This window comes from Bacillus sp. FSL E2-0195 (assembly GCF_038003645.1).
GTDB lineage: Bacteria > Bacillota > Bacilli > Bacillales > Bacillaceae_G > Bacillus_A > Bacillus_A mycoides.
The window spans coordinates 1,594,823-1,610,454 of sequence record NZ_JBBOPN010000001.1 but is presented as its reverse complement, the minus strand read 5'-3'; the positions used below and the strand labels follow the sequence as shown (position 1 = coordinate 1,610,454).

At 33.9% G+C, this 15,632-nt stretch carries 13 protein-coding genes and 2 pseudogenes; all 15 read right to left on the bottom strand.

Going from position 1 to position 15,632, the window contains the following annotated elements:
* Nucleotides 1-82: 82 nt before the first annotated feature.
* Nucleotides 83-2,818 carry a sensor domain-containing protein gene (locus MHH59_RS08330; protein WP_340851057.1) on the bottom strand — a complete coding sequence of 912 codons (2,736 nt, stop codon included), beginning with the start codon at nucleotides 2,816-2,818 and terminating at the stop codon, nucleotides 83-85.
* Nucleotides 2,819-3,362: 544 nt separating this feature from the next.
* The gene (locus tag MHH59_RS08325) at nucleotides 3,363-4,598 is read right to left on the bottom strand and encodes an N-acetylmuramoyl-L-alanine amidase (protein WP_340851056.1); all 1,236 of its coding nucleotides are present in this window, start codon (nucleotides 4,596-4,598) and stop codon (nucleotides 3,363-3,365) included.
* Nucleotides 4,599-4,994: 396 nt separating this feature from the next.
* A pseudogene (locus tag MHH59_RS08320) lies at nucleotides 4,995-5,180 on the bottom strand (GNAT family N-acetyltransferase); the annotation flags it as partial.
* 80 nt (nucleotides 5,181-5,260) lie between these two features.
* A pseudogene (locus MHH59_RS08315) lies at nucleotides 5,261-5,384 on the bottom strand (Ger(x)C family spore germination protein); the annotation flags it as partial.
* A gap of 74 nt (nucleotides 5,385-5,458) precedes the next feature.
* On the bottom strand, nucleotides 5,459-6,406 hold the full coding sequence (locus MHH59_RS08310; RefSeq protein WP_340852914.1) for a DNA-binding domain-containing protein: 948 nt from the start codon (nucleotides 6,404-6,406) through the stop codon (nucleotides 5,459-5,461).
* Nucleotides 6,407-6,893: 487 nt separating this feature from the next.
* Complete coding sequence (locus tag MHH59_RS08305) at nucleotides 6,894-7,802, bottom strand: chemotaxis protein (protein WP_340851054.1); 909 nt, start codon at nucleotides 7,800-7,802, stop codon at nucleotides 6,894-6,896.
* A gap of 141 nt (nucleotides 7,803-7,943) precedes the next feature.
* Nucleotides 7,944-8,429, bottom strand: a complete 486-nt coding sequence (locus tag MHH59_RS08300; protein WP_012260675.1) for a hypothetical protein — start codon at nucleotides 8,427-8,429, stop codon at nucleotides 7,944-7,946.
* A 366-nt stretch (nucleotides 8,430-8,795) separates the two neighbouring features.
* Nucleotides 8,796-9,131, bottom strand: a complete 336-nt coding sequence (locus MHH59_RS08295) for a DUF3964 family protein (protein WP_002012031.1) — start codon at nucleotides 9,129-9,131, stop codon at nucleotides 8,796-8,798.
* 49 nt (nucleotides 9,132-9,180) lie between these two features.
* The gene (locus MHH59_RS08290; RefSeq protein ID WP_340851053.1) at nucleotides 9,181-10,404 is read right to left on the bottom strand and encodes a flagellar hook protein FlgE; all 1,224 of its coding nucleotides are present in this window, start codon (nucleotides 10,402-10,404) and stop codon (nucleotides 9,181-9,183) included.
* A 16-nt stretch (nucleotides 10,405-10,420) separates the two neighbouring features.
* Nucleotides 10,421-10,999: a flagellar hook assembly protein FlgD gene (locus tag MHH59_RS08285; RefSeq protein WP_340851052.1), complete on the bottom strand. Its 579-nt coding sequence runs from the start codon at nucleotides 10,997-10,999 to the stop codon at nucleotides 10,421-10,423.
* Nucleotides 11,000-11,002: 3 nt separating this feature from the next.
* Nucleotides 11,003-12,112, bottom strand: a complete 1,110-nt coding sequence (locus tag MHH59_RS08280; protein ID WP_340851050.1) for a flagellar hook-length control protein FliK — start codon at nucleotides 12,110-12,112, stop codon at nucleotides 11,003-11,005.
* A gap of 10 nt (nucleotides 12,113-12,122) precedes the next feature.
* Complete coding sequence (locus tag MHH59_RS08275; RefSeq protein ID WP_340851049.1) at nucleotides 12,123-12,533, bottom strand: cytoplasmic protein; 411 nt, start codon at nucleotides 12,531-12,533, stop codon at nucleotides 12,123-12,125.
* A gap of 116 nt (nucleotides 12,534-12,649) precedes the next feature.
* On the bottom strand, nucleotides 12,650-13,954 hold the full coding sequence (gene fliI / locus MHH59_RS08270) for a flagellar protein export ATPase FliI (RefSeq protein WP_340851048.1): 1,305 nt from the start codon (nucleotides 13,952-13,954) through the stop codon (nucleotides 12,650-12,652).
* A complete protein-coding gene (locus tag MHH59_RS08265) occupies nucleotides 13,951-14,637 on the bottom strand; it encodes a FliH/SctL family protein (RefSeq protein WP_033706611.1) in 687 nt (228 codons plus the stop codon). Before MHH59_RS08265 ends, fliI begins: the two co-directional genes overlap by 4 nt.
* A complete protein-coding gene (gene fliG / locus MHH59_RS08260) occupies nucleotides 14,624-15,628 on the bottom strand; it encodes a flagellar motor switch protein FliG (protein ID WP_002030936.1) in 1,005 nt (334 codons plus the stop codon). Before fliG ends, MHH59_RS08265 begins: the two co-directional genes overlap by 14 nt.
* Nucleotides 15,629-15,632 lie beyond the last annotated feature (4 nt).

Sequence of the window (15,632 nt, the reverse complement as noted above, 5' to 3'; positions counted from 1 at the left end):
ATGCTAAAACATTTTGACAGTTACTTTGCTGTCCTCTATTTGTTATAATTTCAACAAAAAACAAATCTAGATTGTGGTTTTCTTAGAAAAGGTGACGCGACATTGTGCTTAAAAACTTGATGAATTCATCTTCACTTACAGGTTTACTGTAGTAATAGCCCTGAATTAGATAACATGCATTACGTTGTAACACTGTTAATTGTTCCTTCGTTTCCACCCCTTCTGCGATCACTTTCATGTTTAAAGTATGCGCTAGTGAAATAATGGTATGAATAATTTCATTTCCATCAGTAGAATTTCCGATCCTATTAACAAATTCTCTTGGAATTTTCAAGGTATCAATTGGATACAAAGGGAGATATGCTAATGAAGAATACCCTGTACCAAAATCGTCAATTGATAAATGTACACCATATGATTTTAATGCTTTTAACTTCGCTAACGTTTCTTTTTCATCTACCATTGCTATTCTCTCTGTTAATTCTAAATCAATCGAACTAGCAGGTACCCCTACTTCTTCTATGGTAGATATGATTGCTTGAACAAAATCTTTCTGTTCAAACTCTATAGCTGATAAATTTATCCCCATTTTTAGATTTGCATAGCCTGCAGAATGCCACTTTTTCAGTTGTCGACACGCTTCCTGTAACGTCCATTTCCCAATTGGAATAATTTGCGACGTTTCTTCCGCGATAGGTATAAATTCAAAAGGAGAAATAAGTCCCAGTTCTGGATGTTGCCAACGAATTAAAGCCTCTGCACCAATAACCATACCAGTCTTACTGTCAACTTGTGGTTGATATAATAAAAACAACTCATTATTTTCTAATGCCTTCGGTAAATCCTGTTCTAATTGTAATCGTCTTGTTATTTTTTTTGATAATGTCTCGTCATACATGCAAACAGCATTATTACCTTTTTCCTTTGCACTATACATAGCAATATCAGCATGTTGTAAAAGTGTAGTAGTATTTATTCCTCCAAACGGATACACCGCTATTCCTATACTAAGAGATAAATAAAAACTATGTTGATTAACTACAAATGGTTCTTCAGTTATACGAAATAGAGTTTCACACAAATCCAATAGCTGTTGCTCTGTATGGTTATGGACTATGATTGCAAACTCATCTCCCCCTATTCTCGCTAGAGGAATAGCCGGTAACAGACATGTCCTAAAACGTTTAGCAACTTCTTTTAAAACACTGTCACCAATTGAATGTCCCAGTGTATCATTAATAGTCTTAAAACGATTTAAATCTATATACAAGAGTCCAAATTCATCCTGCGTTTTTTGTGCACGCCCAATGGATTTTTCTAATTCTTGTTGGAAAAATATTCGATTTCCAATCCCCGTCACTGTATCATGGAATGCTAGATAGTTTATCTCATCTTGTTGTTGCTTCATTCTCGTAATGTCTTTTACCATTACATAACTCCCAAAAGTTTGCCCTTCTATCATAATAGGAACAATGGTGACGTACCAAAAATGAATGTCCTTCTCATTATTATTTTTCACACGTAATTGTAACGAAGCCGAACTGCATCGTTTCCCTTCCTGTAGAGCCGCTTCCAATTCAGATCTATCTTCATCTAAAAAAATTGAGAAGCACTCTTTACCTATTAATTCATCGCTGTTTTTTCCTAATAACATACTTCCAGCCTGGTTTATATTTAACACAGTACCATTTGAATCAATCGTTAATATAGGATCTGGATGATACTCATATAATGACTTAAATCTCTCTTGATTTTTGACCAAGTCATTGGATTTGTTTATTAAATCTTCTGTTCTTTGAGATACTTTTTGTTCTAATTGATTATTAAACACTTTTAACATCTCAGTTAAATCTCTGTTTTGCATTCGTACGATTGTATGACGAATCAGCACAAATACAAATGCAATACAATTTCCAGTAATAAGTGTAGCCGAGGAAGTTTGCTCTTTAAGAGTAAAACCAATTAAGACTGCAACTGCAAGATAAGGAAATATGACAAGAAGTTTCTTTCCGAATGTCGGATCAATAATAAAATAATTTCTTCTAGAAGAAGCATTCTTCGGTATAGCAGCAGCAATAGCAATTAATAATAGGAAAACTCTATACAAACACCTTAATAATATAAGTGAACGATCTGACAAATCATCTTGTAAGTAAAAATACAAGTAGTCCGTAATAGCCAATCCAGTTAATACGAGAATAAAAATAAATAATTTACTTTTCGCATTAAAAATAGCTGGTCGAAAGATCAGGCTAATTCCTAGTAAAAGAAGCAATAAATCTATAATCGGAAAAATAAATGAAAGAAAAACATCTCCAATTGATAAGAATAAGATATTTGCAGAAGGTTTATTAAACAGGTACCACTCTAATGTAAAAATGGCAGTAACAACAATACATAAATCACAAATTAAATACGCTTTTTCCCACTTGTTACATTCCATAATGATTTTATAAAAGAATGCAAAGAGAAAGAAGAATAAGAAAAACAACAAAAACACATCAGAGATATTAAAATTTTGTATCGGCAATTCTACATTAAGTACTTGAAAAGCGGATATAAAATTCCCTATCAAGAAACACCCTATTGCAATAGTAATGCAAACCCAGAATACTCCTAACTTAATTTTTCCGGATAATATAGAATAAAGTAATGAGATAAATACAGTAGTTTCAACAACTAAGGATGATAGTCGGATATTAAAATCTGATACAAAATAATGATTCGGAAAAACAAATAAAAATATAAAACAAAAGCTTATATAGAATATTAGAGCTATTGTTAATAAGATAAATTGCAAATGTGAATGTTTAAGCAATATATTCACCTTCTTAAGTCTTTCATCATTTTTTAAAGATTTGTTTCTAATTATTATTCATATTATGACCATTTCAAAAGATTTCTTTCAAAATAAAGCAGCCTTACATTACACCTGCAAATTTTTAATAATTCCATAACAGGAATTACAAAAAAATATGAACAGCAATGTCCTTAACACTATCAATTATTGTTATACGAACTATTTATGTAACAAGTTTATTTAATAGCTAATGAGTTCAAAGAATGTTTTCTTTGAACTCATTGTATACTGCCCATCTGAATCATATAACTTAACTATTTTCAAATTAAAATTTCACGTAAAAATAATGAATGTAGGTGTATGCCCCTATCTATTTATCTTTTTTTCTTCATAATTTCTATAGTATTCATTAAGTACGCTAACTTAAACACCGACTTATTTATAATCCTTAATAAGTCGGCGCCAGTATACACTATAAAACTAAAACACATTACAAATAACAAAATTATACTTTAGCAATTTATAAATTACTTATTCCTAGAATTACTAAATTCCCTTTTACTTATTTCAACCTATATTCAGATACATTATTTCCTTTCCATTCATAATAATCTAAAATCCCTTCATAAATGGCTTGTGCTGCAATCTGTCTACCGTTTGCCGTAGATAGTTTACTGTAATCGATACCATTATCTATAAAAGCCAGTTCCGTTAATACAGCTGGCATGCCGTTTTCTCTTATAACATGAAGATCTCCATGTTTAACGCCTCTATCACGTGTTTGAAGGGCCTCTACTAAACGTGCTTGGATTTTTTCCGCTAACACATGGCTTTCTTCCACATGAGGATTTGTTTTTTCAGATTCAGAAGATTTATAATAGTATGTTTCTGTCCCTTTTGCATTACCATTATAAGCATTTGCATGAATACTTATAAAGATATCCCCCTGATTTTGCTTAGCAAATTTAACACGTTCCTGTAAAGAGCTTTTTTGATCATGTCCAGGTCTAGTATCAGATTCACGAGTTAATAAAACTGTAAATGGTGTATGTTTTTCAAGCAATTGTTGTAGGCGTAAGGAAGTGTCTAATACAATTTTACTTTCAGGCAATCCCTTTGTGGCTTTTCCAGGATCTTCGCCACCATGTCCAGGATCAATAATGATTGTTTTATTTTCTAAAGGATTTTTCGGACTGGATTGAAGGGCATCTGTTTTGGCAGTAAGTTGTGCGGCTTCTGCACGTGTTATGAATTTATTTGGTTGCCAGCCGTTATCTGTACCAACTGAAATTTTTAAATCAATTAAAATATTGGCGAATTTTTCACCCCAATGCCCTTTTAAATCTTTAAATTTACTTATTCCATTGCTAGGATTTATATTTTGTAGTTTATATGCATTCACTAGCATTGTAGCCATAGCAGCACGAGTAACTTTTCCAGAAGGATTAAATATTCCATTTCCTTCACCTTTAATTATTCCTGCTTTTTCAGCTGCGGCAATGTATGGCGTTCCCCAGTGGTTTTGTGAATCTGTAAAAGATGGTTTTGCATTTAAGTCAATATGTATACCAAGGGCCTTTGTCATAATTGTTGCCGCAGAAGCCCTATCTAATGTATCACTTGAACCAAAAGTTCCATCTGGATAACCACTCAATACTTTTTTATCAACTAAATAATTAACGGATTTGTCAGCCCATGCAGGAACATCTGGGAATTTATGAGTATTTGCAAATGCACTAGATGAATAGGATAGTAGACTTCCAGCAAGAATTCCTGTAGCAATTAATTTGTATTTCAAAATGTAACACCTCTAAAAGATTATTACAACTTGGTAAATATATCATTTATAGTTAATCTTTAAATAATACGACCCAGAATAAAGAATAAATTGAATAGGTATTATCACTATATTACAGATAATAAATTTAAATCCAACTATTATTCCGAAAAGAATCCTGAGACATACACTTATAGATAGAGACTATTAAATATATTCACCAACGTCGTGTAACCAGTATAGTTACTTATATGTACGAGTGTCAATTAAAAAAACCTTACATTTTTGTAAGATAACCATGTTAATTATGTAGTAAGTAATTATTATATAATGTGAATAATTACTCGGTATAATAAAATAGTAATCTTATATTTTAAACACAGATTGAGCATCATTGGTATTGACTTTTAAATATCACGCAACTTCATTATTAAAATAAACAAAAAAGAATTGCGAAGAAGTATTGGATAATTCGCTTTCTAATTGTTTTAAGTTAAATGCCTTTTCTAAATACGCATTCATATTTTCGGGTGAATTATGATGTTTAAATGTCTCATTGTATGTTTGATAACTTATTTCTTGAAGTTTTCGTACATCTTCCAGGGTACATTTTTTATATTTGCAGTCATTTAACTATTCCTCTCGTTTATATACTCAATACTCTCTCTTGTTTCCCTTTTTTACAAATTCACAGTATTTTTCGGATCACGATACTACAAAGTAAGGCCTAGCTCCTTCCTTTTGTAAAAATTTTTGATTTACTAAAATTAATTGTAACTTTTCAGTAGAAACTTTTCCTTTGCCCGAAACAATTCCATACAAAATAAAAGGGAAATACATATACACTATGTATTTCCCTTTTATTTTGTACCCAAATTTTATTATTGTGTTACAGTCATAACCTGTCCACTACGATCGACCATAATTTTCATTTTGCCGTCTTGTGCGTTATATAGCCCTAGCTTATGTAGATCTTGTTTGCACTCTTTTACGAAGTAAGGCAATGTGCGAATTTGATCAATATCAGAGCTCGTAATGAAATGAATTAAATGATGCGTCATTTCTTTAATATCATGAACGATTTCTGCCTTCTCTCGTGTTAATCTTTCATTTTCAGCTCGTAATGAATGTAATTCGCCTTCAAGACCACGTGCGTTCTTCTCATCCTTCGAACGCTCTGCTGCCATGCCGGAAAGCTTATAGATTCCCTCCATGAACTGATGCAATTCGTATTCTCTCTTTTCGCTACATTGACTTATTGTTTCAAAGTTATCAACAATACCAGATATAACTGTTACGAGGCTTTTTTCATCCTCTTCATTTCGAACGTCTTCTTTTACTACCTGCTTGCTTTCTTGTTTTGTTTCAGCAATTGTCTCTTTTACAGGTGTATACTTACGTTTTCGCCCCGGCTTTTGTTTTTCAATATTTTCAAACGGGATCTCTTGTTTTTTTAATTTATAATACGTGTTTTGTAATTGACTTTCCGTTTTTTGAAAAAGATTCAGTTCATTTTTACTAACATATTTTGAAATATTTGCGATATTTAAGCCATGACGTTGACAAAATTGATACACTTCATACAATAGTTCTAGTTCAGACTTCAACCAAGTAATCGCTGATTTTTCATATACTCGCATACCGCCATTTTTTTCTATATCTATTTGAAATAATACCATTCTATTATATAAATCGATTAGCTCTTCATACTTGATTTGGAATTGTTTCTCTATTTTTTTAAATTCCGCCTCTAATTTCATATCGTTCGTTTTATTATTTGACATGTTTTGTAAAAGACTTAATACATTGATTGCTGTGTGGTGATACATAATCTGTGCCACTCCCCTCATCCTTTCACAATTCTCATATGACTCCCATGCCTTTTAAGAAAATAGAAATTTTTACATATCCATATTATAACATTTCGAAATTGTCTGTCAAATAATTAACATATAAAAAAGTATAAAAAGTATCGAAATAAAAAATGATTTTTAACAAATAGTAAAAAATGAAAAACAGCTACGCAAAATATTATATCAGCAAAATTATACCTAATTGTATTATATGGTATTTCTAATATATTTTCACCGAAAAAGTTTGCGTCACCACGAAATCTTATAGGTAAAATAATTGGACATCATGTAAGAAAACCCTCACCTTTATAGTAAAGATGAGGGTTTTACACAACGCTAACGAATTAATCGAAAGAATGACCATTATACGGTGGCTACAGAAAAACAAAAATATCTCAGAAATACTCTACCTTTCTGTCTTTACACATATGGCTGGCTCCTCTCTTCCAAATAAAAGAAGCTATTAAAGCACTAACTTATCAACTAGTCCAATTAGCTCTTGGATATCTGGTTTACTTACTTGAGCATTCGCCCCTACAGCCTCACCTTTATGGAACAACTCGCTCGTAATTAAAGAAGAGAAAATAATAACTGGTAAACGATTCATTACTTCACCATCCTTAATCACTTTCGTTAAATGATGTCCATCCATTTTCGGCATTTCAATATCTGTAATAAGCAGATGAATATGTTCAAACATTTTTTCACCTTGCTCTTTTGCTAGTTTTTCAATTTGTGCTAACGCTTCTGCACCATTGCTGAAGAAGTTCATTTTCGTATATCCAGCTGATGATAATGTTTCTTCTAATACTTGGCGAAGCATCGCTGAATCTTCCGCAATATAAATAACCTTTTCAGCTCGATCTGTTTTTTGCTCTAATCCTGATAGTGATTTATTGTCATAACCAGTACCACTAATTTCACAAACAATTTTTTCATAATCTAATAATAAAATAATCTTCCCATCTAGTTTTACAATACCAGATGTCGTTTCTTCTAATCCCATAGATAATGAAGCTGGTTCATCGATTTGTTCCCACGAAATACGCTGAATACGATGCACTTCATCAACACGGAAAATAACTTTCATTTGGTTTAATTCTGAAATGATAAATTTTGCTTGATCCAGTGGCTTTGTTGATTTTAAATTAAGAGCTGTTGCTAAGTTAATAACAGGTAAAATTTCACCGCGTACTTGAACAACACCTTCAACTGCATGATGAGATTCTGGCACAGTTGTAACAGGGAATGGATTAATAATTTCACGCACTTTCATTACATTAATACTAAATAAATTTTCACCAACAGTGTACGTTACGATTTCTAATTCGTTTGTTCCGCTTTCTAATAAAATACTTTGTGCTTGTGACATAAAGGTGTCGCTCCCCTTCCATTAATTCCGTATATCTAATTATTAAGCTTTATTAAAACTCAAAAGTCAACTACCTATATGGAGAATATAGGTAGTTGAGTAATCCTCACAGTTTTAAAGTAGAAATACTACCGGTAAAACTTAATCTTGTATAAACGAAGCAAGTGCCTCTAGTAACACTTCTTGTGCTCCTACAATTTCTGTCGGCATCGCTTCCCATTTTTTTGAAAGCTCTGTTTCCACTCTCATTCTTAGCTCTGGACCCATTTCTCCTAGCACATATTCTTTCGTCGCTATATCAACATCGATAAGCGAAAGAGCGTATAGTTCAGGATCATTTATTTTCTCAAATAATTTCTTCAGTACACTAGGCGCCATATGCTTTAATTTTTCAATGTGAATTTCCTTATCAGAAAATAGTAACTCATATTGAATATACGTAACATTTTCTTTAATAACTTTAAAATAGCAATTATTTTTTTTATCATTTACAAAATAACCGTTCGGATCTGCAATAATACTCTCTACTTGACGTATTAAATTAGGTAAACTACTCGCCGCCATTACAGTACGTTGCTCAACCTCACTTGGCGAAATGAATGTAACGCGATACTTATTCTGCGCCATCCTCCTCACCTCTCCTTTTATATAAACTTAGTCTAATTGTACAATATCTTAATTAATCTAAATCTATTTCAAATCAATGCTTCTAGACTCGGATAAATCCTCTCTCCCAAAAGTGAAGAGGCACCACCTAAACACTTGGCTTTTGGTCTCTTCAACTACCTTAGAACCACTCCATACCTCTCGTCTTACAATGTACGAGCCGCTCATAGGCAGCTGACCGCTACTACACTCAGCTAGGTCCTCACCCCTCTTCAACTAACCTAGAACCACTCCATATCTCTGTTCTCACAATGCGCGAGCCACTCATAAGCAATAACCGCTACTACTCATCGCTAGGCCCTCTCTCAAAACCTTAAAAGAAAGCTTTTAAGCCCCTTTCAACAGCTCAATGTTATTGAACCAAAAAGCAAGCTGCTGATCCGTAATATCCGGCAACATAACGAAAAACTCACGGCACTTCATCTCATCTTTAAACAGTTGATACTTCCAAACACTATCGCTACCAATACTTACGAAATAAAACTCGTGTATACGGCCAATGATTGCTTGTTTTTCACCAAACGAATATGGAGGCACTTGTTTGATTTCAAATTGATCTGGTAAATATACATGCTCTTCTCGTTCTATTTTTAACACTTGCTCAGCAAGCTCACGTTTATTTTCGAAAAAAGGCAGTTGTAAAATTCGCTCTTGTCTTGTCATACGAATAAAAAACCCTTTCTACTACGTTACAATTTTTCTTTATGATATATTATCGAATTAAGTTTACAACTTCATTTAATACTTCATCGGAAACTTTAATTACTTTCGCATTTCCTTGGAATCCACGTTGGTAAAGCATTAAGTCAACGAACTCTACAGATAAATCTACGTTTGCACCTTCTTGTGCACCACCACGTATTTTTCCTGCACCGTTTTGACCGGATGCACCAAGTGCTAAAATACCAGTTGTATTCGTCGCCGTATAGTTACCATTACCCGTTTTCATTAGGCCGCCTTCGTTCGGGAACATCGCAACAGCTAATTGGCCAGCAGCTTTCATACTTCCATCAGAATATTTTACCATCACGTATCCACCGTCAGCAATAAAGCAATCTTTAACAGTTGCTGCTGCTCTACCATCTACACCTGTTACTGATAATGTTTTATCTGTCGGATGATTCGTTAACTGACTTAGGTCTAGTTTTATATTGCCTCCATTAAATGGAATGTTAGCCGATTGCTCTTTCGGACTTGGATTTCCAACAGCATCAAATGTCATATTACCGCCTGCACCTGGAACATCTTCAAATGTTGTTGCTTTTTTCGAATCATTACGCATCTGTACTTTATATGAATAATTATGTTCGCTCGTTTGTGTAAACTCTACACGCATTGTCCATGTATTACCAGCATTATCATATACAGGTATCTCTTGTGCAATTGCTTTTGCATCAGCTGGAATATTCCCTCCAACTACACCTTTTGATGTTCGAATACCACCAATTGCCGTTCCCATTGGAATTTGCAACGGTCCTGGAATACCAGATAAATCAACTTCACCAGTCGCGGCATTTGCAGGATAAGCAAATACATATTGTCCTTCTGTATTCGTAATATAGTAATCTGAAGATATTGCAAACGTACCTTTACGCGTAAATTCCATATTTCCGCCTTTTGAATCACCTACTACGAAGAAACCGTTACCTTCCATTGCTGCTTGCGTTTTACCACCCGTTAAAGTAATTGTACCATCGCTATAATCTGTAACCGTTCCGCTCAATTTTACACCGTTACCGATACTTTTTGGATTTGTTCCAGCATATTTATCGTCGGCTTTTGCACCAATTGAATTGTTATATAGTAAATCATCAAACATTGCTTTTTGTTTTTTATAACCAACTGTTTGCGCATTGGCAATATTATTTGAAGTTACACTTAATGCATTTTGTGTTGCACTCATTCCTGTAATACTTGTATATAACGCTTTAATCATAACGTATAAACACTCCTTATGAATTTGTAGTTTTTACTTCTTCAGTTTCTTCTTGATCGTCTTTCTTTGCATCTTCTGGATTGGTGTCTCCAATCGGTTTATCAGACACTCTTTCAACGAAACGAAGAGACACAACTTTATTATCAATAACAAGCTGTACATCGTTATTTTCTGCAAGGCGAACTGTCTCTACTTGACCTATTACTTTCTTCCCTTCGCCGTCAACACCTCTTACGTACTTCCCTAAAAACTTCATTCCACCATCAAGCGCTGTCGAATACATCGTCGTTCTTAAAGAGTCAACTGCTTTTGTCATATTCTGCACTTGTTCCATAAGAGATAACTGCGCTGTCTGATTCATCATTTGATTCATATCCATCGCATTGAACGGATCTTGGTGCTGGAAACTCGATAAAAACAATTTCAGAAAATCATCTTTACCCATTACACCAGGAGTTTTTTGTTCACTTGCTGATACTCCATTTGTTTGTTGAACTGGCGATTGTACACCGTTAACAGGTGCGTTACTTTTTTGCGCTCCCGCCTGTAACGGAATGTGGTTTGTACTCGTTGTATTTAACCCAACTGTTGGCACGCTTTATTCCTCCAATAATCCAGCAAATTCTTTTGGTTCTTGTTTCTCCTGCTTCGTACTTGCTAATTTTTGTTTTTGTCTTTGCTCTTGTTCTCGCTGTTCTTTACGTTGTTCATCTTTTTCTGAATAACTTATTTGAATATTAATTTCTTTTTCTTTTAATTTCAGCTTCAATTCGTCAAAAATTATTTCAACACGCTTTTTCGCATCGTGTTTTTCCATTTCTACATGGACTTCAATTTGATCTCCATGCTTTTTCATAAATACAGTTAATGAACCAAGTTTCTCTGGATTTAGCTGGAATAAAACACGTTCTTGTTTCACTACAAACTTTTGCAGAGCCTCTACTTGTGCTTCCATTTTCTTGCCTAAGTCAGGTAATGTAACCTTCTCAGCTCCACTATTTTGTTTTCCTATTTGATCAGTCCCCGTCGCCTTATTTAATAATTCAGCTCCCGTCGAACTTGAATCGTTTAATTGATCGACTTCTGGTAACTCTAACTTCACATCATCGCTTTCAGCTTTCTGGAGTTCTACTTCCTTGGACTCCTCTTGTTTCTTTGCGATATTACAAGTTTCTGTTTCTACGACTTTTAATACTTGCAACGTTTGCTCTGGCATCGTCACCTTATCTAGCACCATTTGCATTGTATCTTCTAAACATATGGCATTTTTAATATTCATGTTAGAAAAAAGCTCTTGTAATTGCTGTAATTCAGCTGCGGGCAATTCGTTCAGTTTAATATTTCCGTATTCTTTATATAACGCCTGTATTTTTTGTATGTATTGATATAACAATTCTGGCTGCATACGCAATTGCTCAATTGCAACCATCTGCTCAGATACAGCTAACAATAACTGTTCTGTCTCTTTCTTTTCTTCTTTCTTTACAATCGGCTCTTCTTTCGTTACCATTTTTTTTGCGAGAATATATTCTTTCTTCTCTTCTTCTGGTGCTTCTTCTCGTTTCGGTTTCTCCGTTTTCGGCTGTTTTTTATTTTCAATTCTCATTGTATTATCGAATGAAGAATTTTCATTTTTCGATTGTACTTCTAGCCCTTTTTCTTTTTGCGGAGGTAAACTTTGCTGCACCGGTAATACAAACTGTATCACTACATCCACCTCATCCGTTCATACACATTTTTAAATCAAGAAGCATTTTTTCTTCCAGCTTTTCTTTTACTTTCGCAAGCTTCTTACAATCTTCTTGATACATTTCATCAATGACACGTTCTTTTTCTTTTATTTGCTCTAAAAAGCTTTCATTTTTTTGAATAAAACCTTCTGTTTTTTTAATTTTTCGATTCCATTCTTCTATTCTTTCAGGTGAAAATGTATGTGATGAAAGCATACCAGCCATAATACGTTGTCCCGTTTGTACAACCTTATTGCGTGATTTCACAACATATAGATCATATTCTTTTTTTTGTTCTATTTTTCTTTTTTCAGCTGTTAGTTCGTACACTTCTTTCAAGATATGTTCTTTCTCTTGATTAATCTGCAATTTAATCGTGTCGTACTGCTGTTTATTCACCTGTTTTCATAGCCCCTTCCTATTATAACGTTACCTTTTTCTATTATATAGTTTTTTTACAAAAAAATCTGTGAAATATTAAAAAACAAAAAAATAAGACCCCAAGGCATGAGGTCTTATACAATATGGTGCATCGCTTGGACAATATCTTCAAAATGAAAACTATCCGTTCGACCTTGTTTTAAAAACGTATTTATACCTTCTACTTTATTTTTACATTCAAAAATATAGGCATTTTCTTCATTCTCTTGAATTGTTCCTAATTTGAAATACAATTCATTTTCTTTATAAATAGATAAAATTTTTCTCATTTCATTTGCAACCTGCCAATGGTTCGGCGATACGATTTCTTCCATAATCCTACTTACCGAATCTAGTACAGAGATTGCAGGGTAATGACTAAGCGTTGCAAGCTCACGCTTTAATACAATATGTCCATCTAAAATACCACGCGCCAAATCTGGTACAGGACCATTTAAATCGTCACCATCAACGAGTACTGTATAAATACCTGTTATGGATCCTTTTTGTGTTTTTCCTGACCTCTCTAATAACTTCTTCATATAACTTTCCATTAACAGTGTTTTACCACCGATTGGTAATTCCTTTACTGCAATATCAACACTTCGGCGTGCGTCAGCAAAGCGTGTAACAGAATCCATCATAAGTAGTACGTTATTACCTTGATCGCGGAAATATTCGGCAATTGATGTTGCAAGCTTTGCAGCGCGAAGTTGCATAAGATGACTTTCATCTGACGTCGCTACAACAACGACGCTTTTTTTCATACCTTCTTCGCCTAATTCTTTTCGAATAAAGTCTTTTACTTCCCGGCCACGCTCACCTACTAAACTAATAACGTTAATATCAGCCTTTGCGTTTTTCGCAATCATTCCAAGTAAAGTAGATTTACCAACACCTGATCCAGCAAAAATACCTATCTTTTGACCGATCCCAATCGTTAACATAGAATCAATTGATTTAATTCCCGTTTCAAATACATCTGTAATTTCTTCACGCTCAAATGCATGAATCGGCGGTGCATCCAATTTTATTTTTTGCAGTGGAATGTTCTCGGCATCTTCGTTTAACACTTTTCCATTTGCACTTAACACTTTGCCAAGTAAATGATTACCACGGGGAACAACGACATCTTCTGTAATTAATGTAACTAAATCTCCGTAACATACTTTTTCTGTCTGTCCAAATGGAAGTAGCATATTATTTTCTTTTTCAATCGCAATTACTTCACATAAGACACTATGTTCTCCAACGAGACAAACATCTCCAATCTTTGCTTTCGGACCTTTCGCTACAAAAAACTGCTCTTGTACACTATGAACTTTGCCAACTTTCGTATAAAACGGTGTTTCAATAAATGTATTCCATTTATTATGTTCATTCATTAGCTCGTTGTTCATACATTTTGCTCCTCAAACAACTTCTCTTCTTCCCACTTATGACGAAGCTTCGCAAATATAGGCGCAAATTTAAACTCAAAAAACTCTTTCTCTTCTTCCAGAACAAATTCGCCAAACTGTAAAGAAAAATCATACTTCCATTCTACTAATTGTAGTAGCCAATACTCTTTCGTATTTTCTTTCTCTTCTTGTATACGTTCAAATGTTTCTGGATGAACCGTTATAATTAATTTTTCAAATGAAGTAGGCAATGTTTGCACGATGCCTGTTAAAATCGGCAAAACGTCTAATAAGCGCGAATCTACCGCTTGATTCACTACTTTTTCTGCTAACTGAAAAGATTGATTCCATAATAACTCTGTCCATTCGTATGCTGTTTCTTGTTGTTCTTTTTGAAACTGTATACGCGCTGCTTCCATCTGTTCCATTTGTTCATGAATATGCATTTGAAACTGTTCTTTATCTTGCAACAACTGCTGACGCTCTCGTTCTAGCATTTGCTGCTGCTGCCTTAGCTGATTCATTTCAATATGTAATGCATCTTGCTGTGCAAGAAGTTCTGCATGATCCACTTGTATCTCTTCTTCAATGTGAACTGATACTGGTTTCGGAAATTGTAATTCATACGTTTCTTCAGAAAAAGAAACAGAATTCTTCGGAATTCTGTTTTTAAATAAGGACATCATCTTCACCTCTTTGAACGATAATTCTTCCTTCTTTTTCTAACTTTTTCACCGTACCTGTAATCGTTTGTTGTGCTTTTTCAGCATCCGTCATCTTAAGCGGTCCTAAGCCATCTAACTCTTCAAGAATCATCTCTCTACGGTTTGAAGACATACATGTAAATAGTTTCTCTTTAATTTCTTCTTTTGCAATTTTAAGTGCTTTCGCGATAACACCGTTATCTGTAATTTCCTCTAATACACGGCGAAGCGCAAGATCCTCAAGACCAAGTAAGTCTTCAAAGACAAACATATTTTCTTTAATTTTCTCAGATAACGCATAATCGACTTCATCCAGCTTTTGAAAGACTGTTTTTTCAACACCTCGTGAAACATTATTTAAAATGTTCACTATTGTTTTCAATCCATCTGTTTTATTAATAGCACTAAATGCCATATTATTTAATTTTGCTTTTAATAACTCACCAATTTGATTAATTAATTCACCATCTACTTGTTCAAGCTTTGCAATACCCATTACCGTCTCTACACGTTTATGATCTGGTAATCTCTCAATTAATTGAGAAGCAAGTTGCGGCTTAATATAAGAAGCAATAATCGCTATCGTTTGTGGCGATTCATCATTAAGCACTGTAAGAAGTGGCTCTAAATCTGTAAGTGAATTTAAGAATTCAAATGGATTATCTTTGTTATACCAAAGGTCTTCCAATAATTTTTCCAACTCGTCTTCTGGCATATTTTTAAATATACGACGAATGTATTCTTTATCTGGAGTTACTAAATTCAACTCTTTTACATTTAGTTCGTACAAAAACTCCCCTAGTACATTTTCTAACGTTTCTGGTTTATATACACGAAACTTCGCGATTTCGCGAAGTAACACTTCTTTTTCCTCAGCCGTCATATATTCAATGACTTTTGCTGCCACCTCTTCGTTTAATGTACGAATGAGGATGGCAGCTTTCTCTTTGGAGGAGATTTCATCTAACATTGTT

Coding starts and splice junctions, on each gene's coding strand:
- MHH59_RS08290 (WP_340851053.1), bottom strand. CDS start 10,404: ATGATTAAAGCGTTATATACAAGTATTACAGGAATGAGTGCAACACAA.
- fliG (WP_002030936.1), bottom strand. CDS start 15,628: ATGTTAGATGAAATCTCCTCCAAAGAGAAAGCTGCCATCCTCATTCGT.
- MHH59_RS08265 (WP_033706611.1), bottom strand. CDS start 14,637: ATGTCCTTATTTAAAAACAGAATTCCGAAGAATTCTGTTTCTTTTTCT.
- MHH59_RS08295 (WP_002012031.1), bottom strand. CDS start 9,131: ATGACAAGACAAGAGCGAATTTTACAACTGCCTTTTTTCGAAAATAAA.
- MHH59_RS08300 (WP_012260675.1), bottom strand. CDS start 8,429: ATGGCGCAGAATAAGTATCGCGTTACATTCATTTCGCCAAGTGAGGTT.
- MHH59_RS08305 (WP_340851054.1), bottom strand. CDS start 7,802: ATGTCACAAGCACAAAGTATTTTATTAGAAAGCGGAACAAACGAATTA.
- fliI (WP_340851048.1), bottom strand. CDS start 13,954: ATGAACAACGAGCTAATGAATGAACATAATAAATGGAATACATTTATT.
- MHH59_RS08310 (WP_340852914.1), bottom strand. CDS start 6,406: ATGTATCACCACACAGCAATCAATGTATTAAGTCTTTTACAAAACATG.